General features: G+C 69.2%; 22 protein-coding genes. 13 read left to right on the forward strand and 9 right to left on the reverse strand.

The features are described 5' to 3' along the window. Positions 1-187: 187 nt before the first annotated feature. Positions 188-1,267, reverse strand: a complete 1,080-nt coding sequence (locus B0293_RS02750; RefSeq protein WP_005152823.1) for a J domain-containing protein — start codon at positions 1,265-1,267, stop codon at positions 188-190. 184 nt (positions 1,268-1,451) lie between these two features. Between B0293_RS02750 and B0293_RS02755 the strand changes: the two genes are divergently transcribed. Next, a complete protein-coding gene (locus tag B0293_RS02755; RefSeq protein ID WP_245191864.1) occupies positions 1,452-2,285 on the forward strand; it encodes an alpha/beta hydrolase family protein in 834 nt (277 codons plus the stop codon). Here B0293_RS02755 and B0293_RS02760 read toward each other — a convergent pair. Further along, complete coding sequence (locus B0293_RS02760; protein WP_005152818.1) at positions 2,282-3,181, reverse strand: hypothetical protein; 900 nt, start codon at positions 3,179-3,181, stop codon at positions 2,282-2,284. The two genes, B0293_RS02755 and B0293_RS02760, sit on opposite strands and share 4 nt — an antisense overlap. Further along, the gene (locus tag B0293_RS02765; RefSeq protein ID WP_005152815.1) at positions 3,178-3,687 is read right to left on the reverse strand and encodes a hypothetical protein; all 510 of its coding nucleotides are present in this window, start codon (positions 3,685-3,687) and stop codon (positions 3,178-3,180) included. The genes B0293_RS02760 and B0293_RS02765 overlap by 4 nt, the downstream gene beginning before the upstream one ends. Before the next feature lie 218 nt (positions 3,688-3,905). On the opposite strand from B0293_RS02765, the gene B0293_RS02770 reads away from it, so the two are divergent. From B0293_RS02770 to B0293_RS02790, 5 genes are all read left to right on the forward strand, one after another. Next, entirely contained in the window at positions 3,906-5,315 is a 1,410-nt protein-coding gene (locus B0293_RS02770; RefSeq protein WP_005152813.1) for an APC family permease, read from the forward strand. Continuing rightward, positions 5,312-6,211: an ROK family protein gene (locus B0293_RS02775; protein ID WP_005152812.1), complete on the forward strand. Its 900-nt coding sequence runs from the start codon at positions 5,312-5,314 to the stop codon at positions 6,209-6,211. Before B0293_RS02770 ends, B0293_RS02775 begins: the two co-directional genes overlap by 4 nt. Before the next feature lie 101 nt (positions 6,212-6,312). Then, entirely contained in the window at positions 6,313-6,885 is a 573-nt protein-coding gene (locus tag B0293_RS02780; RefSeq protein ID WP_005152808.1) for an NADPH-dependent FMN reductase, read from the forward strand. Between the two features lie 23 nt (positions 6,886-6,908). Further along, complete coding sequence (locus B0293_RS02785) at positions 6,909-7,892, forward strand: daunorubicin resistance protein DrrA family ABC transporter ATP-binding protein (protein WP_005152806.1); 984 nt, start codon at positions 6,909-6,911, stop codon at positions 7,890-7,892. Positions 7,893-8,061: 169 nt separating this feature from the next. After that, positions 8,062-8,913 (forward strand): ABC transporter permease, encoded by an 852-nt coding sequence (locus B0293_RS02790; RefSeq protein WP_005152803.1) that lies wholly within the window; start codon positions 8,062-8,064, stop codon positions 8,911-8,913. Between the two features lie 27 nt (positions 8,914-8,940). On the opposite strand, the gene B0293_RS02795 is transcribed toward B0293_RS02790, so the two are convergent. Further along, a complete protein-coding gene (locus B0293_RS02795; protein WP_005152800.1) occupies positions 8,941-12,060 on the reverse strand; it encodes an ATP-binding protein in 3,120 nt (1,039 codons plus the stop codon). 256 nt (positions 12,061-12,316) lie between these two features. Between B0293_RS02795 and B0293_RS02800 the strand changes: the two genes are divergently transcribed. Then, the gene (locus B0293_RS02800) at positions 12,317-13,591 is read left to right on the forward strand and encodes a cytochrome P450 (RefSeq protein ID WP_039916075.1); all 1,275 of its coding nucleotides are present in this window, start codon (positions 12,317-12,319) and stop codon (positions 13,589-13,591) included. A gap of 2 nt (positions 13,592-13,593) precedes the next feature. On the opposite strand, the gene B0293_RS02805 is transcribed toward B0293_RS02800, so the two are convergent. Beyond that, complete coding sequence (locus B0293_RS02805; protein ID WP_039916072.1) at positions 13,594-14,220, reverse strand: alpha-ketoglutarate-dependent dioxygenase AlkB; 627 nt, start codon at positions 14,218-14,220, stop codon at positions 13,594-13,596. A 136-nt stretch (positions 14,221-14,356) separates the two neighbouring features. Here B0293_RS02805 and B0293_RS02810 point away from each other — a divergent pair, with 136 nt between their 5' ends. Together B0293_RS02810 and B0293_RS02815 are read left to right on the forward strand one after the other, a co-directional pair. Then, positions 14,357-15,634 carry a DUF3100 domain-containing protein gene (locus B0293_RS02810; RefSeq protein WP_005152793.1) on the forward strand — a complete coding sequence of 426 codons (1,278 nt, stop codon included), beginning with the start codon at positions 14,357-14,359 and terminating at the stop codon, positions 15,632-15,634. Between the two features lie 11 nt (positions 15,635-15,645). Next, entirely contained in the window at positions 15,646-16,425 is a 780-nt protein-coding gene (locus tag B0293_RS02815) for an alpha/beta fold hydrolase (protein WP_039916115.1), read from the forward strand. Here B0293_RS02815 and B0293_RS44095 read toward each other — a convergent pair. After that, positions 16,397-16,597: a hypothetical protein gene (locus B0293_RS44095; RefSeq protein WP_005152788.1), complete on the reverse strand. Its 201-nt coding sequence runs from the start codon at positions 16,595-16,597 to the stop codon at positions 16,397-16,399. The genes B0293_RS02815 and B0293_RS44095 overlap by 29 nt on opposite strands. Between B0293_RS44095 and B0293_RS44100 the strand changes: the two genes are divergently transcribed. Beyond that, on the forward strand, positions 16,587-16,949 hold the full coding sequence (locus B0293_RS44100) for a hypothetical protein (RefSeq protein WP_245191862.1): 363 nt from the start codon (positions 16,587-16,589) through the stop codon (positions 16,947-16,949). The genes B0293_RS44095 and B0293_RS44100 overlap by 11 nt on opposite strands. A 75-nt stretch (positions 16,950-17,024) precedes the next feature. Then, positions 17,025-17,630: a LamG domain-containing protein gene (locus B0293_RS02825; protein WP_005152783.1), complete on the forward strand. Its 606-nt coding sequence runs from the start codon at positions 17,025-17,027 to the stop codon at positions 17,628-17,630. Between the two features lie 7 nt (positions 17,631-17,637). On the opposite strand, the gene B0293_RS02830 is transcribed toward B0293_RS02825, so the two are convergent. After that, positions 17,638-18,573 carry an RluA family pseudouridine synthase gene (locus B0293_RS02830; RefSeq protein ID WP_039916069.1) on the reverse strand — a complete coding sequence of 312 codons (936 nt, stop codon included), beginning with the start codon at positions 18,571-18,573 and terminating at the stop codon, positions 17,638-17,640. Between the two features lie 181 nt (positions 18,574-18,754). Further along, a complete protein-coding gene (locus B0293_RS02835; RefSeq protein ID WP_005152779.1) occupies positions 18,755-19,159 on the reverse strand; it encodes a DUF5313 domain-containing protein in 405 nt (134 codons plus the stop codon). 115 nt (positions 19,160-19,274) lie between these two features. Between B0293_RS02835 and B0293_RS02840 the strand changes: the two genes are divergently transcribed. Continuing rightward, positions 19,275-19,718 (forward strand): MarR family winged helix-turn-helix transcriptional regulator, encoded by a 444-nt coding sequence (locus B0293_RS02840; protein WP_039916112.1) that lies wholly within the window; start codon positions 19,275-19,277, stop codon positions 19,716-19,718. A gap of 100 nt (positions 19,719-19,818) precedes the next feature. Next, complete coding sequence (locus B0293_RS02845; protein WP_005152775.1) at positions 19,819-20,250, forward strand: DUF6292 family protein; 432 nt, start codon at positions 19,819-19,821, stop codon at positions 20,248-20,250. A gap of 3 nt (positions 20,251-20,253) precedes the next feature. Here B0293_RS02845 and B0293_RS02850 read toward each other — a convergent pair whose 3' ends face one another. Beyond that, positions 20,254-20,940, reverse strand: a complete 687-nt coding sequence (locus tag B0293_RS02850) for a thioesterase II family protein (RefSeq protein ID WP_005152772.1) — start codon at positions 20,938-20,940, stop codon at positions 20,254-20,256. Positions 20,941-21,152 lie beyond the last annotated feature (212 nt).

The following is a 21,152-nucleotide window of genomic DNA, read 5'->3' on the forward strand; positions in this document are numbered from 1 at the left end:
TTCCTTGCGCCAGGCGCAAGGAAGGGGGCCTTCATGTACTGCGTCGGATGTGGGGTCCGGCATGCTGGGAACGTCGCGTCGATGCTCCGGCTCGCGTTGCGAAAGCCACTTTCGCGACGTCTGGTGTCCCGAAAGTGGCTTTCGCGACACCTTCCGGTCCGGACCTGCCCAGAGACCGCGTCCCGGATCAAACGGTGCCGACCACCCGGTCCCGCACCACCCGCATCGTCGCCGAGTCCACAGTGGACGGCTCTGCCGCCAGCCAGCCGCCGATCTCGTGCAGGAACTGCTCCGGCGTCATCGGCGGCGTGGGGGAGGGATCGTCGGGATCCGTGGTGATCTCACCGGTCCGGCTCGGGTACACGATCATCGCCCCACGCAACGCGACCCCCGGCAGGATCCGCCGGTATTCCGCGAGGCTCTCCGCCAGCCGGCTGCCGCCACCGCGGAAGGCGCGGCCGTTACGGAACAGGCGATCGTCGTCGTCGGTTTCGTAGTGTCCCGGCAGCCACAGCTTCGATTCGATGAGCACGAGCCGCTTCCCGCACAGCACCGCGTGGTCGACGTCGGCGAACACCGAGTCCGGCCACGAGAGGCCGTGGAAGATCCGCGCGCCGGGCAGCCGGGTCAGATAGCGCTCCAGCATGTCGGCGGTGAGCCGTTCGGCGAGTTCGTCGGTCTCGGTGCCGGGGGTGCCGAATACGCGTTTCCCGCCGAATTCGGCGGCGAACCGGTTCTTGGCGCGGGAGGCGGCGAGGTAGCCGCGCGCGAGCCGTTGCACCAGCAGGGCCGTGCCCGCGGTCAGGATCAGCCAGATGATCAGGGTGGGGGCCGAGAAACCGACACCGGTCAGCACCGGCAGCAGGACCAGCACCATCCCGCCGACCGCCGCCACGACCGGGGTGTGCCCGGGACCGCGCCGCCGCCCATGGCGCACGCGCCCGTCCTGTGCGGCGAACTCCCACCATTCGAGGTCTTCCGGGTCGATCACGACCGGCTCGGGCTCGTAGCCCGGCTCTTCGCCGAAGCGACGTCTCGGCCGCGGCCGGATCGGCACGCGCACGGAGCGACCGCCCGCGTCGTAGCCCGCGCGCCGCATCGGATCGCTGAGCGTGTCGTAGGCCTCGCGGACCAGCTGGAACGTGAGCGCGGAACCCCCGGTGTCCGGGTGATGCGACTTCGCGAGGCGCCGGTACGCGGTCTTGATCTCGTTGACGGAGGCGGCCTTGCCCACGCCGAGCACTTCGTAGTAGTCGACATCGGGCACGGGCGGTTCACCTCCAAAGGGCCGGGCCGCAACACTATTCGGCTGCCGCCGATCGCCCGCAACCACCTCCGCGGCGCGTCGGGGTGACGCCGCGGGCATACTGTTTCGCTTGTGGCGGAACGAGGTCCGCCTCCGGTGCGTCGTGGATATCGTGGAGATCGACAGCGTACGAGGAAGGATCGCGGTGGAAGAACCGGTCACGGGTACGGCAGCGGGGGTACCGTTCACCGTTTTGCCGCCATCGGCCGAGGTCAGCGGCCCCGCGCCGGTGGTCGTCGCGTGGCACATGATCGACGCGCCGCGTTCCGACGCCGCCTTCGCGGCCGCGTTGCCGCTGGCAGGGGTGCCGGCGTGGCGCGTGTACCTCGGAATGCCGTTGTGCGGCGCGAGAATGGTCGACGGCAGCATGGACGCCATCGTCGAGCGGGCCCAGCGGGACGCCATGCTCGCCTACGTCGACCCGTTCGTCCGGCAGGCGGCGCTGGAATTCCCCGCAGCCCTGGCCGAGCTGCGCGAACGGTTCGGGTTCGACACCTCCCGGACGGCCGTCGTCGGAGGTTCCCTCGGCGGTGCCGTCGCGCTGACGATCCTGGCCACACGGGAGATCCCGGTCCGAGCGGCGGCCCTGATCAACCCCGCCGTGCGGGCGCGTTCGGTGATCGGCCTGGTCGAAGGCATGCTGGAGCAGCCGTATCCGTGGAACGATGAGTCGGAGCAGGCGGCGGATCAGCTCGACTTCGTCGCACGATCGGGTGAAATCTCGGCCAGGGAAAAGCAGGCGCCGCTGCTGCTGGTCAGTGGTGAAGAGGATTTCCCCGGCTTCCGCACCGATGCCGACGAACTCGTCGGCGCGTTGCGCGGCCAGTACTCCGTGCCCGGCGAGGTCCGGCTGGATCGCGTTCCCGGCCTCGCGCACCCGCTGGCCGAAGACCCGGGCATCGAGCCGGCGCCGCAACTGCCGATCGCGCGGCAGGTCGACGAGGCGATCACGGAATGGCTGGTGCGGCACCTGAGCTAGCAGCCGGCGGGTGGCGTCGACCGGGCGGGACCGAACTCCAGCCGGAGTTTCTCGGTCTTCGGAATCACGAACGCGACACCGCTGCCCGCCCGCCAGCCCGACGGCACGAACACGTACTGCCCGCCGGACTGCAACAGCAGTTTCAGGCCGGTGTACCGGTACTTGTAGGCCGCATCGGGGTCCGCACACTTCACCTGGAGCACGCCGCCTGCGGTGAGGTTGAGGCTCTCGGCGCTGTAGAGCGTCGCAGCGGGCCGCGCGGGGAGCTGCGCCGCGGTCTCGAAACCGCGCCGCGTGCCGACGGACGCCGAATAGTCGCTGACGGCCCAGAACAGCCCGATGCTGACCAGCGCGTAGCCCAGGACGAGTTCCAGCAGGCTCGGGCGCAGCGCCGAAGCCCAGTGGCGCCAAGCGAACAGCAGCATCAGCACGCCGGCTCCGAAGCCGAGACCCGGCAGGCCGGGACGGTCGCGGAACGGTTCCGGATTCAGCGCGACCAGCACGGTTGCGATGACCAGCAGGGCGCCCAGCCCGGCCGCGATCGGCGCGGAGATCCGCAGCAGCCGGGTCCACGCGCCCTCGGAGAGACGTAACCGCAGGATCCGGACGACGATCACGCAACCGAGCACCGCCCCCGCGGCACCCGCCAGCGGCAGGTACAGGCCGTCGACACCACGCGCGAAGATCTCGTCCGGGGTCTGGGCGAGAAGCGTGTAGTGCACGCGGAAGTACGCGAAGAGCACCTGCGTCTCGATGAGCCCGAAGAAGTACAGCAACGCGGTGAGCAGGGTCGTGTTGGCCAGTACCGCGCCGACCAGTTTGAGCGCCTGGGGCGGCCCGGGATCGGGCTCGGCACCCTTCGGCTCCGGGCGGCGCAGGCCACGCCGGGGCGTCATCCGGACGTGGTCTCGGCGGGTGGTTCGCTGGACGACGCCGGGCTTTCCGAGGTCGTGCTCTCCTCGGTGACCTCGGACGGGCATGCCCTGGCCTTGACCGTCACCGTCCCGCCGGGTTTCACCGGCGAGAGGGTGATGCTCGCGGTGCAGTCGCCCTTGCCGGAGATGACCACTTTCACCCCGCACAGTTTCGGGCCGCAGACCTTCCGGATGTCGCCCTCGATGTCCGACTTGGCGGTCTCCGGCGCGGCGCCGAGGCGGGTGTGGTCGTAGATGATCGGGCTGCCGGGTACCCCGGGCGGCGCCGGATCGTCGGTGTGGCCGCCGCCTCCGCCGGACGAGGTCGACGAGGTCGAGCCTGCCGACGCCGTCGGTGCGAGCTCCGTGGTCACACTGCCGCCGGTCTGGTCGGCGGGCGCAGTGTCGCGGGGAGTGGAGGTTCCTCCGCATGCCGTCGCGAAGCCGAGGGCGGCGATCACCATCGCCGCGCTGAACAGCCGTTTCATGGACCTCACCGTCCCTGTGAAGACGTCCCTTCTTGCTAAGGACGCGGAACGGTGCCTCCCTGATACGTAACGATTTGGTCCGTTCGGGGGTATTCCGGCTGATTCCGCCCTTTCGGGCAATTCCGGGTGGACGCCGAGCACGACAACTTTGCGGACCGGCCTTCCGACACGCCCGAAATTATGTTAAGAAACTTTACTAACTAACAGGGAGGCGCGTTTTGAGTTCATCCCCGCGGCCGGGGCTCGAGCGGAAGATCGGGCCGCTCCAGGCGACCGCCATCAACATGACCCAGATGTGCGGGATCGGCCCGTTCGTCACCATCCCCGCGATGGTCGCGACCCTCGGCGGCCCGCAGGCCATGTTCGGCTGGCTCATCGGCGCGGTCATCGCGCTGGCCGACGGCCTGATCTGGGCCGAGCTCGGCGCCGCCCTCCCGGGCGCCGGCGGCACCTACGTCTACCTGCGCGAAGCGTTCGGCTTCCGGACCGGCAGGCTCATGCCGTTCCTGTTCGCCTGGAGCGCGGTGCTGTTCATCCCGCTGATCATGTCCACCGGCATCATCGGCCTCGTCCAGTACCTCGGGTACCTGATCCCCGGGGTCGCCGACGACGGCGGGACGACCGCGCTCGGCAAGGTCATCGGGCTCGGTGTCATCGCGCTGATCGTGCTGGCGCTGTTCCGCAAGATCGGCGAGATCGGGAAGCTGACCACCGTCCTGTTCGCGATCATGCTGTTCGCCGCGCTCTCGGTGATCGTCGCGGCCTTCACCCATTTCGACGGCGCGCAAGCGTTCGCCTTCACGCCGGGCGCCTTCTCCTTCGGCGGCGGCGCCTTCTGGGCCGGGCTCGGCGCGGGCCTGATCATCGCCATCTACGACTACCTGGGCTACAACACCAGCGCCTACCTCGGCGGCGAGGTGCGTGACCCGGGCCGGACGCTGCCGCGGTCGATCATCTTCTCGATCCTCGGCATCATGAGCCTGTACTTCCTGCTGCAGCTCGGCGTGCTCGGCTCGATCCCGCTGGAGGAGCTGAAGAACGCCACGTCGGTCGCCTCCACCGTGCTGGAACAGGCGTGGGGCACGGGCACGGCCAAGGTCATCACCGTGTTCATCGTGATCGCCGCGGTCGGCTCGGTGTTCGCCGGTCTGCTGGGCGGCTCGCGGGTCCCGTTCGAGGCCGCGCGCGACAAGGTGTTCCTGCCGGTGTTCGCCAAACTGCACCCGAAGCTCAACCTGCCGACGGCCGGTGTGCTGACGATGGGCGCCATCACCGCGATCGGCTCGCTGTTCACACTGACCGCGGTGATCAACGCGGCGGTGACGGTGCTCGTGCTGATCCAGTCGCTCGCCCAGGTCGCGGCGATCGTGGTGCTGCGGCGACGGCGGCCCGAACTGGACCGGCCGTACCGCCAATGGCTCTACCCGATCCCGACGGTCATCGCGCTGCTCGGCTGGGTCTACATCTACTTCTCCGCCACCTGGCTCTCGATCGGGCTTTCGGTGGGATGGATCGCGCTCGGCGTCGCGGCGTTCCTCGCCTACGCGAAGGCGGAGCGCGTGTGGCCGTTCGGGCCCAAGGGAATTCAGGAATCGTTCGTGGGGGCGGCAGAGGGGAACGGGAAGTGACGGGGGAAGAACTGATCCTGGGGATCGACTTCGGCGGGACGAAGGTCGCGATCGGGCTCGCGGACAGAGCCGGGAGCCTGCTGGTCACCCGGCGGCTCGACACCGACGCGCAGGCGGGCGCCGAACAGGTGGTGAGCCGGGCGCTCGCCGCCGCGCGGAAACTGCTCGCCGACGAAGGCGCCGCCGACAACCTCGGCGCGATCGGCGTCGTCAGTCCCGGCATCGTGCTGGAGGACCGCATCCTGCTGGCCCCCAACGTGCCGGGCTGGGAGGAACTACGGCTGCGCGAACTCGTCGCCGACGAGTTCGGCGGCGTCGGAATCGAGGTGGGCACCGACGCCAAGGCGGCGGCGCTCGCGGAATGGCGATGGGGGGCGCTGGCGGACACCGATCCGGCGGTGTTCCTCTCGCTGGGGACCGGGATCGCCGCGGCGGTCCTGGTCGGCGGCCGGCTGCTGGCCGGCGCGAATGGCGCTGCGGGAGAGATCGGGTACAACCTCCTCTCGCCGCAGGACACCGACGGGTTCGCCAGCGGAGCGGCGCCGCTGGAGGAAGCCGTCGGTGGGCGTGGGCTGGGCGGCCGGGCGAGTGTGCTGCTCGGCCGCCCGGTAACCGCGGGCGAGCTGTTCGGCCTCGCCAGGGAGGACGCTCGGGCCAAGGACCTGGTGGGCGCGGCGCTCGACGAACTGTCGATGCACGTCGCGAACCTCGCCATCGCGCTCGACCCGCAGCGCATCGCCGTCGGCGGGGGACTGGTGCGCTCGGCCGACATCCTGCTTCCCGCGCTGCGTGAGCGGCTGGCCAGGGCGGTGCCGTTCCCGCCCGAACTGGTGTCGGCGAAGTTCGACCAGGACGCGTCCCTGCTGGGCGCGATCGCCATCGCGCTCGACGCGTAACGCGATCACCGACCGAAGCCGCCGGGCGTCCGCTAGATCCGATCTAGCGAACGCCCGGCGGCTTTCTCGCGCCTAGGGGGTGAAGCGAGAGGAGGTCGGTCATGAAGGACAGCCCACTGCGGGTCGCGGTGATCATCGGCAGCACCCGCGAAGGCCGGGTGGGGGACGCCGTCGGCAAGTGGTTCGCCGGCCGCGCGGAGGAGCGGGACGATGTCGTCGTCGACGTCCTCGACCTGATCGACTTCACCATGCCCGCCGGACTGCCGGAGCAGCCGACGCCCGACATGAAGCGGTTCGCGAGGCTGGTCGACGAGGTCGAGGCGTTCGTCGTCGTCACCCCCGAGTACAACCGCAGTTTCCCGGCGTCGCTCAAACAGGCGATCGACTGCGCCTACGACGAGTGGCGCGCGAAGCCGGTCGGTTTCGTCTCCTACGGTCACCGGTCGCAGGGCCTCTACGCCGTCGAGCAGCTGCGCTCGGTCTTCACCGAGCTGCACACGGTGACGATGCGGGACACCGTCGCCTTCAACCTCCTCGACGGAACCTTCGCCCGTGACGGCACCCCCATCGACACCGACGGCCAAGGACAGGCCGTGACCACCCTGCTCGACGAGCTCGTCTGGTGGGGCCTCGCCCTGCGTGACGCGCGCACCGCGCGCCCCTACGTCTGCTGAAAGTTTCTGAAAGGAAAAGGAAAATGAGTGAACTGGCCATCGAAGCCTCGGGGCTGGTCAAGGTGTTCGGGGAGAACCGGGCGGTCGACGGGATCGACCTGAAGGTCCCCGCCGGCACTGTGTACGGCGTCCTCGGCCCGAACGGCGCCGGCAAGACCACCGCGGTGAAGATGCTCGCGACCCTGCTCCGCCCCAACGGCGGTGAAGCGCGCGTCTTCGGCAAGGACGTCGTCCGCGACGCCGACGCGGTCCGGTCCATGGTGAGCCTGACCGGGCAGTACGCCTCGGTCGACGAGGACCTGACCGGGACCGAGAACCTCGTCCTGATCGGCAGGCTGACCGGGCACCGCAAACCGGCCGCCCGCGCACGGGCCGAAGAGCTGCTGGCGGCGTTCGGCCTGACCGAGGCCGCGGGGCGGCAGGTGAAGAACTACTCCGGCGGGATGCGGCGGCGGATCGACATCGCCGCGAGCATCCTCAACACCCCGGACGTGCTCTTCCTCGACGAACCGACGACCGGGCTCGATCCCCGCAGCCGCAACCAGGTCTGGGACATCGTCCGCGCGATCGTGCGGCACGGCACCACCGTCCTGCTGACCACGCAGTACCTCGACGAGGCCGACCAGCTGGCCTCGCGCATCGCCGTCATCGATCACGGCAAGGTGATCGCCGAAGGCACCAAGGGGCAGCTGAAGGCGTCGGTCGGCGCGGGTGCCGTCCACGTCCGGCTGCGCGAGGCCGATCAGCGGCCGGAGGCGGAAGCGCTCCTCGTCCGCAACCTGGAAGCCCAGGTGGTGCTCGAATCCGATCCCGTCGCGCTGACCGCCCGCCTTTCGGGCGAGAGCACCGAACAGGGGGCCGCCGAACACGCCGCGCGTGCCCTGGCGGAGCTCGCCCGCGCGGGCATCGTCGTCGACACCTTCTCCCTCGGCCAGCCGAGCCTTGACGAGGTCTTCCTGGCCCTCACCGACCGCACCGCGGCTTCTTCTCAGGAGAGTGCAGCTTGAGCACAGAGGTCAGCCGAGCACCCGAGCTTTTGGCGGCCACAAGGCGCGCGTCGGCCATGCCCCGCTATCGGGGCGGCAGGGCGCCTATTCCCTCGGACAGAAGTGTCATCTCGAACGCGCGCCCTGGCGACCCGATCGCGGACGCGCGCGGCAAAGAGGAGGAAACAGCTTGAGCACCACGGCAGTCAAAGAAAACGAACCCGTTCTCGCGGCACCGAAGGCGGAGGACCTCGCCGCCGTCCTGATCGCGAAGAACCGCCCTCAGCGCCCGAGCGCGCTGTCGGCGTCGGTCACCTTCGGGTGGCGCGCGATGCTGAAGATCAAGCACGTGCCCGAGCAGCTGTTCGACGTCACGGCGTTCCCGATCATGATGACGCTGATGTTCACCTACCTGTTCGGCGGCGCGCTGTCCGGCTCGCCGACGCAGTACCTGCAGTTCGTGCTGCCGGGCATCATGGCGAGCAGCATCCTGATGATCACCATGTACACCGGGATCTCGGTGAACACCGACATCGAGAAGGGTGTCTTCGACCGGTTCCGCACGCTGCCGATCTGGCGGCCGTCGGCGATGGTCGGCTACCTGCTCGGCGACTTGCTGCGCTACCTCATCGCGTCGCTGGTGATCCTCGGCGTCGGGCTGATCATGGGCTTCCGGCCCGGCGGCGGATTCGGTGGCGTGGCCGCCGCGATCCTCCTGCTGCTGGCGTTCTCGTTCGCGTTCTCGTGGATCTGGACGATGTTCGGCCTGTTGCTGCGCAGTGAGAAGTCGGTGATGGGCGTCAGCATGATGGTGCTGTTCCCGTTGACCTTCCTCAGCAACATCTACGTCAACCCGGAGACGATGCCGGGCTGGTTGCAGGCCTTCGTCGACGTCAACCCGGTGACCCACGTGGTCGCGGCGGTCCGTTCGATGATGGACGGCAACTGGGACGGCGGCGAGATCACCTGGGTGCTGATCGCGGGCGGCGTCATCCTCGCGGTGTTCGGAACGTTGACCATGCGGCTCTACAACCGCAAGTAACTGGGGGTGGCAAGGTCCCCTGGCGGCTCAGAGCCGCCAGGGGACCTTGTCTTCCGGCGCGTAGCGGCACGAAGACCCGGTGGTGACCGACGCCCGCAGGTGCGCGGCCAGCGCCGGGTGTTGCTCGTCGAGTTTGCGCAGGGTGTCCCGGATCCGGGCGGTCACCGTCTTGCGGGCGCGTTCGGCCTCGTCGCCGAGCCGCCGGGTGCGGCCGCCGAGCCCGGCCGCGGATCGCAGTTCCGCCAGCAGCGCGTCCCTTTCGCGATCCAACGCGGCGGCGCGGGTGTCCTGGCCCAGTTCCGCCGCGGTGTCGATCAGTTCGTCGAGCTCGTCCAGCCGCGCGCGGTACCGGGCCTTCGCCTCGTCGTCGAGGACGGCGTCCCCGCCGAGGCTCTTGGCGGCGACGACCACCTCACCGCCTTCGGGATCGAGCAGCCGCACGGACGTCACTTCCGAACCCGGCCTGCCGAGCAGGAAATGCAGATCCCGCAAGCCTTTCGAATCCGGAAGGTGCGCGGTGACGCCTTCGTAGTGCAAGGTCCACACGGCATCGTCGCGCCGGAACTCGGCGGCGGGGGAGGGCGGCGCCTGCGCGTTCTTCCGGGTCTCCGCGGCCCGCGCCACGACCTGACGCATCCCGATCGTGCCGGCCTCTCTGTCCACTTCGGACAGCAGGGTCGCCGCTTCGGCGGAGTCTTCTTCGAGATTCCTGCCCAGCAAGGCTTTCGCCAGCCAGGACTTCGCTTCGACCGCCCACGGCGTGGACTGCATCCGGTCTGCCGAGAGGGCCGCGGCCCGCAGCCTTTCGACCGCGTCGTTCCACCGGTGCTGGGCCAGATCGAGCCTGCCGAGCCACAGATCGACCGGCCCGGAGACTTCGCAGCCGTAGAGCGAGACCACCCACTCGCCGCTGTGCGGGGCGAGTACCGCGCGGGCCGCCTCACAGCGGCCGGGATCGCCGGACAACGCGGCCGCCTGCGCCTGGCAGCGCAGCCACAGCGGCTCCAGTTCGCGCGGGAACGGCCTCGCCTCGGCCGCGAGATCGGTGAGCCGTACGGCTTCCGCGACGTCCTCCCGTTGCGCGGCGGTGATCGCTTCCAACAGCCTGCTGTAGCCGTAGCCGCTGCGCGCGATCTCCCGGTGCAACCCGGCGAGGTCCTCGAAACGGCCTTGCAGACACCATCTCGCCCACTGTTGCAACTGGTGCAGATTGCCGAAGTAGGGATGCTCGTGGTCGTCTTCACTGCGCGCCAGCTGCCGGAGGGACGCCTCCGCCTCGGCGAACCGGCCTTGGAGGGTGGCGATGATGTTCCGGTCGATCATCGAAGCCAGATACGAACTCGGCACCTGGTTGTCGCTCGCCATCGTGAGGAAGTCCCGGTACTGCTCCAGATAGCGCGGATCACCCTGCTCCAGCAACGCCACCCAGCGGAACGACGACGCGAAATGCTCCAGCTCCGGGTTCGCCGTGCGGCGGCCGACCGCGATCAGTTCCTCGGTGAGCCGTTGTCGTTCCGCGGCGGTGCCCGGCCCCCAGATCGCGTCGTGCCGGGCCCACAACCCGAACAGCAGGGCGGAATCGTCGTGCACGTCGCGGGCGGTCATCATGATCCGCGCGGTCAGTTCCTGCGTCATCAAGTCGATGTCGTCGCCGGGTTTCCCGCCGCAGAGCCGTTGGTACGCCTCGGTGAGCAGCGCCGTGGTCTCCTCGACCCGCAGTCCTTTGTGATCGGCCCGGATCAGGGTCAGCGCGAGCCGGGCGAGCAGATCGTCGTCGTCGAGTTCGCGAATGAGCGCCGACGCGCCGTCGAGGACTTCTTGACCCTCTTCGGAGCTCTGGTGACGCGTGAGGTGGGCTCCCAGTTCGAGGGCGATCACCGCGCGGCGGCGGCGATCCACGGCGACCTCCATCGCTCGCCGGTAATGAGTGGCCGACTCCTCGAGCGCCATGCGGCCGGTGGCGTCGATCGCGGCGGTCAGCAACAGGTCGACGGCCTCTTCCGGATCGAGTTCCCGGCCCGCGAGCAGCGCGTGGCGGGCCATGTCCGCGGGGAAGAGCCTGCCCGGTGCCGCCGGGGCGTCGCGGACCGTCGCGATCACCGCGGCGTGCTGCTTCCGCCTGTCCGCTTCGGACAGGTTCGCGTACAGCGTCTCGCGGACGAGGTCGTGCGCGAAGGCGAACCGGCCCTGCCCCTGCACCACGGCCAGCCGGGCCGCGACGGCCTGGTCGAGCAGTCTGTCGACCTGGGGCACGGGTGCCGACGCGACGCCCGCGAGCAGTCTTCGGTGGAATTCCCTGCCGAGTACGGACGCGGTGGTCAGGAGATCGAGAACCGATTGGGGGAGCAGGGAAAGCCGTCGTTGCAACGCGTCGGCCACCCCGGGCGCGATGGTCTCGGCGGAGCCGCCGCTGTGCCAGAGCCGCGCGGTCTGCTCGACGAAGAACGGGTTTCCGCCGGTGCGGCGGTGGACCTCGGTGACCAGCGCGCCGTCCGGCTCCGCGCCCGCCGTCCTGGCCATGAGCCGGCCGACCTCTTCCGGTTCGAGCCCGGTGAGAGTGACCGAAGTGGCCTTCGCGAGCAACGGCAGCATGAGGGAGCGGAGCGGATGATCGGTCGCTTCGACCTCGACGTCCCGGTACGTGCCGATCAGCAGGAGCCGTTCGAACCAGGTGTGCCGCGCGGCGAACTCGAGCAGCCGCAGCGACGCGGCGTCGGCCCAGTGCAGATCGTCGAGCACCACCACGATCGGCTGATCCTGGGAGGCGGCCACCAGCACGCTCGTCACCGCGTCGTACAGCCGGAACCCGTCCGCCGCGCCGTCGCCGCGGGTCTCGCCGAGGAGGACGTCCAGCTCACTGTCCGCCATCGCCGCCCAACGGCCCTGCCCGACCGCGCGCCGCAGCCCGCGCACGACCTGCGTCCACGGCCAGTAGCCCGGCGCGCTCGACGAGTCCCAGCAGGACCCGTTGAGCACCAGGGCGCCGAGGCGTTTCGCCTCGTCGGCGGCGCCGGTGACCAGCGTGGTCTTGCCGATCCCGGCCTCGCCGGTGACCAGCACCAGCCCGCCGTGGCTTTCGGCGGCACGGGCGATTTCCGCGCGGAGCACACCCGCGGGATGGTCCCTTCCGATGAGCGAGGGTGACATGTCCGAATCCTCCCAGCAGGGTCCGACAATCTCATGACCCCCGCCGGATGTCAGGCGTTCTCTCCGGTTCGTCGTGACCGGCCGTGATCGACGTCTCCCGGCCACTGGGAACCGTCCGCGGCTCGAATCCGACGTTCTGGACGTGACGAATCGAGTGGGACGGCGGGTGAACAGCCGTCGAAATTCCTGCCCGGCCGGGCGAACGCGACCTGTTGTGCCAGGTCAGGTGGCCAGTGGCTGGAGTAGGGTGCGGACTATGGGGAGCATTCGCTCGCGCGTGCTGGCGTGGATCGGCCGCCGCTACCTCGCGCGTCAGCAGAAAAACGGCTTCGACCTGGCCAAGATGTCGATCATCCCGGACAGCGCGCTGAAGCCGCTCAAACGCGACGGTCTCGACCCGGTGGCCGAGCTGGGCCGCATCCGCGCGGACGAGCCGATCAGCAAGCTGGACCTGCCGTTCGGGATGAACGCCTGGCTGGTCACCGGCTACGACGAGGCCAAGGCCGTACTCGGCAAGGTGACCGAGTTCAGCAGCGACTTCACGAATCTGGTCGGGAACGCGGGCGTGACCGAGGACCAGAACCCCGGTGGGCTCGGGTTCGCCGATCCGCCGGTGCACACCAGGCTGCGGCGCCTGCTCACCCCGGAGTTCACCATGCGGCGGCTGTCCCGGCTGACGCCGCGAATCGACGAGATCGTCGCCGACCAGCTCGACGCGATGGAGAAGGCGGACGGGCCCGTCGACCTGTGGGAGGCCTTCGCCCTGCCGATCCCGTCGCTGACCATCTGCGAGCTGCTGGGCGTCCCGTACGAGGACCGCGACGACTTCCAGCGCCTGAGCACCGCGCGGTTCGACCTCTTCGGCGGCGCGGGCGCGTCACTCGGCGCGATGACGGAGTCACTGTCCTATCTGGACGACATCGTCAAGAAGCAGCGGGAGAACCCGGGCGACGGCTTGCTCGGCATGCTCATCAAGGAGCACGGCGACGAGATCGACGACCGCGAACTGGCCGGTCTCGCCGACGGTGTGCTCACCGGCGGGCTGGAGACCACGGCGAGCATGCTCGCGCTCGGCGCCCTCGTACTACTGAAGGACCGTTCGCTGTTCGACACCGTCCGCGGTGACGACGACGCCGTCCACAAGTTCGTCGAGGAACTGCTGCGCTACCTGACCGTCGTGCAGATGGCCTTCCCTCGCTTCGCCAAGGAGGACATGGAGATCGCCGGCGTGCAGATCTCGAAGGGCGACATCGTCCTGGTCTCGCTCAGCGTCGCGAACCGCGACGGCGTCCTGGGCGAGGACATGGAGGAGTTCGACGCGACCCGCGAGCCGACGTCGCACCTCGCCTTCGGCTGGGGCATCCACCGGTGCATCGGTGCCGAACTGGCCAGGATGGAGCTGCGCACCGCGTATCCCGCGCTGGTGCGCCGGTTCCCGGAGATGCGGCTGGCGATCGAACCGGACGAGGTGGGCTTCCGGAAGGTCTCGATCGTCTACGGCGTCGACGCTCTGCCCGTGCTCCTGGACTGAAGCTAGGCCACTCCTCTCGGCCGGAACTGGATGCTGATCCTCGGCCCGACGGGTTTGGCGGTCTTGGGGATGGCGTGTTCCCAGGTCCGCTGGCAGCTGCCGCCCATGACGATCAGGTCGCCGTGGCCGAGGGCGTGCCGGAGGGTTTCGCCCCCGCCACGCGGGCGCAGCGCCAGCTGCCGGGCGGCGCCGACCGAGACGATCGCGACCATGGTGTCCTCGGTGCGGGAGCGTCCCGTGTCGTCGCCGTGCCAGGCGACGCTGTCGCGCCCGTCCCGGTAGAAGCACAGACCGGACGTCACGAACGGCTCGCCGAGCTCGTCCGCGTAATGCGCGGAGAGCTTCTCCCGCGCCTCGGTGAGGAGTGGGTGGGGGAGCGGCATGCCCTCGCGGTAGTAGCTCAGCAGCCGGGGGACGGCGACGACACGGTCGTACATCTGCCGTCGTTCGGCGTGCCAGGGCACGTCCTCGGCGAGCCGGGTGAACAGTTCGTCGGCGCCGGTGAGCCAGCCGGGCAGCACGTCGATCCAGGCACCCCGGGTCAGCTCGGTGCGACGCGTCCCGTCGAGTGAGCCGAGCCCGAGGGCGGCGCACTCGTCGAAGAGCGAGGCTTGAAGCGCGGGTGTCATGGCAACCGAACCTACCCCGGATTCGATCATTTGTCGAACGCGTGTTCGACTCGAATGTCCGACGGTGCCGTCGTGCCGCTGTCGGGCATGGTGGAGATCATCGAACGGGGTGGGTTCCAGGGGGGCGCCGACAGTCATGTCCGAACCATCGAACGCCAAGATCGGGACAGTGACCGCGATCGGGGTGACCGTGTTGTGCGTGCTGGTCACCGCGGGGACGGAGTACGCGGGCGCGCTGGAACTGCGGATCGGCACGTTCGCGCTCGTCCTGCTTCCGCTTTTCTTCGCCTTCGTGATCACGGTCGCCGTCAACCTGTCGCTGTCCTGGCGGCGTCCGGACGTGGCCCCACTGGTCTGGTCCACCGCAGGGAAGCTCCTGCAACTGCTGACGGTGGTCTTCGTGGTGCGGGCCGGGGTCGTGCTGGGCACGTCGCTGCCCACGATCATCGAGGCCGGACCGGCGATCCTGGTGCAGAGCCTGGGAAAGACGGGGACAGTGCTGCTGGCCTTCCCGGCGGCTCTGCTGCTCGGCTTCGGGCGCGCGAGTATCGGCGCCACCTTCTCCATCGGCCGCGAACCCAGCATCGCCCTGGTGACCGAGCGATACGGCATCTCCGGGCCGGAAGGTTCAGGCGTTCTCGCCACCTACATCAGCGGCACGCTCTTCGGGTCATTGTTCTTCTCCGCACTCGCCGGTGTCGGCTCGGCGATTCCGCTGTTCGGTTCCACCGCGCTGGCGATGGCCTGCGGGGTCGGCAGCGGAGGCATGACGATCTCGTGCGCGGGTTCACTCGCGCACGGTTCCCAAGACCTGCCCCAGGACGAGATCCTCGCGCTGGCGACGGCCAGTGACGTGCTGACCTACGTCACGACCGTGCTGCTGGGCACCTTCGTCGTCCTTCCGGTGCTGGAGCGGCTGTACCGCGCCCCCGCCGCCGCACGGAACCGGCTGGAATCCGGGGACACGGCTGAGGCCGGACCAACTGTCGTGCCCTCCTCGCTGGTCGCCGGCCTGGCCGTGACCGTGTTACTGCTCGTCACTCAGGGATGGCGTGCGGCACCGGGAGTTCTCGTCCTGCTGGTCCTCGCCATCGGGGCACGGCTCCTCGGGCATCGGACCGGCCGGTTCGTGCCGACGGTGTTGTGGGCGGCGCTCGTCGGCGCGGTACTGACCGTTCCGGGGCTGCCGTGGTCGCCGGTCATGCTGCGGATCCTGTCCGCCGTCGACCTGCTGACACTGGCCACCGCGGTGCTCGCCTGCGTCGGTCTGTCCGTGACCACCCGGCAGCTGAAGATCTTGCGCACTCTGAGCTGGCGCGCGGTCGTCGTCACGCTTCTCGTGTTCGCCGGTTCCTTCTTCACTTCGGCCCTGCTGGCCCAGGGCGCGTTGTCGCTCGTCGGGGCCGCCGGATGACAATGGTCCACATGATCGACACAGTCAGGTCCACGGACGGAACGCCGATCGCGTTCGAACGACGTGGCGAAGGGCCCGTGGTGGTGATCGTCGCGGGTGCCGCCAACGACCGGCACGGCGACGAACCGCTGGTCGCGGAGCTGGCGGCCGAGTTCTCCGCGGTGACCTACGACCGCCGGGGCCGGGGCGACAGCGGGGACACCGCGCCGTACTCCGTCGAGCGCGAGATCGAAGACCTCGCCGCCGTCGTCGCCGCTTTCGACGAGCCGGTGATCGTGCACGGCATCTCCTCCGGCGGTGCGCTGGCCTTGCTCGCCGCCGCGGCGGGAGTGCCGATGGCGCGGCTTTCGGTCTTCGAGTCGCCGTATCGCGGCGAAACGGAAGAAGTCGCCGAGGGCTACGCCGACGAGATGCGTGAGCTGGTCGCGGCGGATCGGTGGGACGACGCCGTCGCGCTGTTCATGATGTCCGCGGTCGGTTCCCCGGCGGAAGCCGTCGCCGAGGCCAAGGCGACGCCGATGTGGGCCGAACTCCGGTCGTTCGCGCCCACGCTCGTCTACGACGCCCTGGTGATAGGCGACTCGAAGGTGCCGGGCGAGCTGTCCTCGATCACGACGCCCGTCCTCGTGGTGAACAGCAACGGCAGTACGGACTGGCTGAAAGCCGCCGCTCTAGCCACCGCGAAAGCGATCCCCGGAGCACGGCAGGTCGAACTCGACGGCGAGTTCCACAGTGTCCCGCCGGAGCGTCTCGTGCCGGAACTCAGCACGTTCTACCGGGATCCCCGATGAGCCGCAGGTAGGCCGCGCCGCGCGGGGAGATCCGGTAACCGACTTCGAGGCTGAGCGTCAGGCCGAGACCCTTGAGCTTGCGGATGTCGACCTTCAGTGATTCCTTTTCGCGGCCGAGGAGGTCAGCGAGTTCCTGGGCCCGGCGGCCGGGGTTGCCTGCGATGATCCGCAAGGTCTCGTGTGTCCGCGAGCGGTGTCTGTCCATATTGGACAAACGGTCGCGGATCGCCTCGATGTCCTTTTCGGACAGTTCGGCCTCCGCGCTGAGCGCTCGCCGATTCCGCCCCGCTGCGGCGGGCGTCCGCGTCGGTGATGGTGGCGGGGTCGACGACCTCGACCGACTCGACCTCGATCACCCCGGCTTCCAGGCGCATGACGTCGCCGGGGTGGACGTTCTGGTTCGACCAGCGCCGGAAGGCCAGGTCGATCGTCCCGGCCGCGAGTCCTTCGAGGACCGTCATGGAGAGGATCACCGTCGTTACCCAATCAGCGGGACGCCGGAGCGTCAACGTCTTGTCCGATGACGGTTCGTGCTCGTACAGTCGCAGCCTGGTCCTGGTCTGGACCATCACCGCCGCCCTGAGTGCGCAGGAGGCAGGATGCGGAGACGACTTCGGACCGCCGGGGTGGTCGCGGCGGCCGTTCTCAGCCTGGTGGCGTCGGCGATGCCGGCGAACGCCCAGGTCGGAACCGGGCCGTGGACGGCGGAGAACCCCTCGTTCAACGTCCAGGAACGAGGGTGCGGCAACGTCGACGGGCTCGATTTCGAACTGACCTGTTCCACCGGGAGCGGGGACCAGCGAGCGGAACGGCGCTACGTGACCTACACCGGCGGGACCCGGCAGTTCGAGGGCTCGTTCCGGATCGCCAGCATGGCGGGAACGCGGATCAGCCTGAAACAGACCTTCCGCGACGCGCCGACGGCCGGACCGTATTTCATGCTCGCGGTCGAACGCGGCGGACGGCTCTACGCCGTCCACGGCGGCGAGACCCTGGGGAGCGGGGCGACCGTCGGGACGTCGGTGCGGGTCAACACCGTGCACCAGGTGGGGAGCACGCACAAGGTGTACATCAACGGTTCGCTGAAGCAGACGGTGAGCAGCAGCGGCGGCAGTTACTACGACAAGTTCGGCGCGTACCGGACGGCCAGTGGCGCCGGGCCGGTCAAGGTGACGTGGAGCGGGATCAAGTTCTGGCGGAAGTGAGCCGGTGTCACGGACCTCGGCGCCACGCGTCGAGGTCCGTCCACGCTTCGAGGGTCTGCCCGCTTTCGAACCGGCGGCGTTCCCCGGTGACCGGATCGGTGAACTCGAGGACCTTCGCCAGCAGTTGCAAAGGTTCGGTGAAGTCGTCGAGCGGGGTCTCGGTCAGCTCCGGATAGAAGTCGTCGCCGAGAATCGGCAACCCGAGGCCGCTCATGTGCAACCTGAGCTGATGGGTGCGGCCGGTCGCGGGGAGCAGCCGGTAGCGGCCGAGGCCGTCGCGGTGCTCGATCAGCTCGACGCGGGTTTCGGCGTTGGGCGGCCCGTCGACCTCCTGCGCGGCGATGACCCCGCGTTCCTTGACGATGCGGCTGCTGATCTCACGCGGCATCGCGATGTCCGGATCGTACCGCGCGATCGCCTCGTATTCCTTGTGTACCAAGCGATCCCGGAACATCGTCTGGTACTTGCCTCGGACCTCGGGGGTGATCACGAACAGGATGAGCCCCGCGGTGACCCGGTCGAGCCGGTGCGCGGGGACGAGCGTCGGGAGATCGAGTTCGCGGCGGAGGCGGACCAACGCGGTCTGCAGAATGTGCTGCCCGCGTGGGATCGTCGCGAGGAAATGCGGTTTGTCGGCGATCAGGAAATGCTCGTCGCGGTGCACGACGGAGACGTCGAACGGGACGTCGACCTCGTCGGGCAGGTCGCGATGGAACCAGATGAACGAGTCCGGCACGAACGGCGAATCGACGCCCAGCGGCCCGTCCAGCCCGACGATGCGCTCCTCGCGGAGCATCTCCTCGATCCGCTCGGGCGTGACCCGGGGGAGCCGCTCGACGAGGTGCTCCCGCAACGTCGTCCACGGCCCCTCGGCGGGCATCTTGAGTCGCGCGGGGTCGAGCCCGTGGCGGGGCGGGAGCGGCGGGCGGAGCTTGCGTCTCATCACCTCGCACTCTAGCCGCGACGGCTCATCCGGCCTGGTCGTGGGCGGGCGTCGGGGCTTGCGGCGCGGCTGGCGGTGGGGCGCTCGATGTTGCGAAAGCCACGTTCGCAACCTTCAACGTTGCGAACGTGGCTTTCGCAACACCCTCACCACGCGGGAGCACCCCCGATGGCGAGCAGGGTCAGGCGCCGGTCTGGTCGCGATACCGCGCCAGATACCGCTCCGTCACCTCGGCCTCCGCGACCGCGATCGCCTCCGCGCGCGTCCGGCGGCCGATGCCCGGCGGGAAGCCGTTCTTGGCGAGCCGGTGCTCGATGCTCTCCTCCATGTAGGCCATCGAGTAGAAGTACGCCACGAGCGCGGCCATCAGCACGATCGCCAACCGCAGGGGGAGCGGTCCGGGCAAGAGCAGCCACACCGCGCACAGCGGGGCGATCATCACCGTGCTGCGGGCGACGTGCCGCCAGCGCCAGCTTCCGGTGGTCGCGTCGTGGAGGATCCAGTCGTGGTAGCGCTCGGGCAGCCTGCCGCCGAGTGAGTACCACAGCCAGCGGAACACGTCCGGTCGCTTGCGGGGCGCGGGCATCGGGCGACTCCTTCCTTCGCTGCTCGTCACAGTACACTAATGATTAGCACACTAATCTTTAGTGTCGTGCACGCCACGGGCTAGGATTCGCGGCATGGACACGGAGGGGCCGGAGATGAAGTCGATCGATCTGGGCGAGGATCCGCTCGCGCTGGAGCGTCAGGTGTGTTTCGCGCTGTCGGTCGCTTCGCGCAGCGTCATCGCCATCTACCGCCCGTTGCTGGAGCCCCACGGGCTCACCCATCCGCAGTATCTGGTCATGCTGGCGCTGTGGGAGCGGGGCCCGCAGGCGGTGAAGGACCTGAGCACCGCTCTGCGCGCCGAACCCGCGACGCTGTCACCGCTGCTCAAACGGCTGGAGACGATCGGGTACGTCACCCGCAGGCGCAGCGCCGAGGACGAGCGGCTGCTGACGGTCGAGCTGACGGAATCCGGTCGCGCGTTGCGCGCGGAGGCGGAAAAGATCCCGTACCGCGTCGTCGAGAAGCTCGGGATGGAGGTCTCCGAGCTGGAGGCGCTGCACAAGGTTTTGACGCGGGTCATCGAAGCCACGGCTTGAGCGAACCGAAACCGTGGTGTGACGAAATGGGGGTGTGAAGCCGCGCGGGGGTGGGTAATTCCCGTCACGCCAACTCAAAGTGACAGGAAGCTGAGGGACCGTGACCACCTCGACCCCCGCGCCCACGGAATCAGGTCTGGATCTCATGACCAGGCTGAACGCCTATCTGGAGGACGTGGCAGCGGCACTGGGTATACGGATGGACGACTGCACGGCCGACCTCACCGGCCCCGTCACCGCCCGGTTGAGGCTCAACTGGCGTCTTCCCGGCTTCCCCGAACGCGACGTCGACCTGATGTGGCACGAAGAACACGGCTGGTCCGCCGCCGTCGCGACCCAGTCCGCGGACGACCACCACGTCGTCGTCGCTTACCTCGGAGGCCGGACGGTGGCGTCGCAGCCACGTCTGGTGGCCCGGTTCGCCGAGACCCTGCGCACCGGGGACCACCAGGACTGCTGGCCCGGCGCGCCCACGTTGCGCACCGCGGGCGGACCGTCCGCGCTGGCCAAGGAACTTTCCACCTGGGCCTGACTTTCAGGGGCTGACGGTCAGTTTGCCGAGGACGCGCGCGGCGATGGCGTCGAGATTGTCGTCGACGAAGAAGTGCCCGCCCTTGAACACGTCCATCTCGAAGGTGCCGCTGGTGTGCTCGCGCCAGTTGTCGACGTCCGGCACCTCCAGGACAGGGTCCGCGTCCCCGGCGAGCGCCACGATCGGGCAGCTCACGTCGGGACCGGGCCGGTAGCGATAGGTCTCGACGGCCTTGTAGTCGCCGCGCAGCGCGGGCAACGCGAGCGCGCGGATGTCCGGGTCGTCGAAGATCGACGCGTCCGTGCCGCCGAGCCTGCTGACTTCGGCGAGGAAGGTGTCGTCGTCCGCGAGGTGGTGTGAATTCTCCTTGACCACGTCCGGGCCGCGACGGGCCGAGACGAACAGCGCCGCCGGAACGAGTCCGCGCGCTTCGAGCCGCCGGGCGACTTCGAACGCGACCATGGCGCCCATGCTGTGGCCGAAGAGGGCGAAGGGCTTCGGTAGCGCGGCGACGACGTCCACCAGCTGCTCGGCGAGGACGTGCAGATCGTCGATGACCGGCTCGCCCATGCGGTCCTGCCGTCCCGGGTACTGGGCGGTGTGCACCTCGACGGTGGGCGAGAGAGCGGCCGAAAGCGGCCGGTACGCGCTTGCCGAGCCGCCGGCGTGCGGGAAGGCGACGAGCCGCATCCCGGCCTCCGGTGCCGGGTGGAAGCACCGTGTCCAACGGCGAAGAGCCTGCCCTGCCATCGAAAATCCCCCAATCCGTGCGGGAACGGCCCACACGACACTCGAATGTACGGGGAATTCGAGGGAAGAGTCCATGGGCGTGCGGGGTTGTTCACGCCAGTACCTGGTGTGAACACTGGACATCGGCCCGAATCCAGGGCCTGGCGGAAAGG

Source organism: Amycolatopsis azurea DSM 43854 (assembly GCF_001995215.1).
Lineage (GTDB): Bacteria > Actinomycetota > Actinomycetes > Mycobacteriales > Pseudonocardiaceae > Amycolatopsis > Amycolatopsis azurea.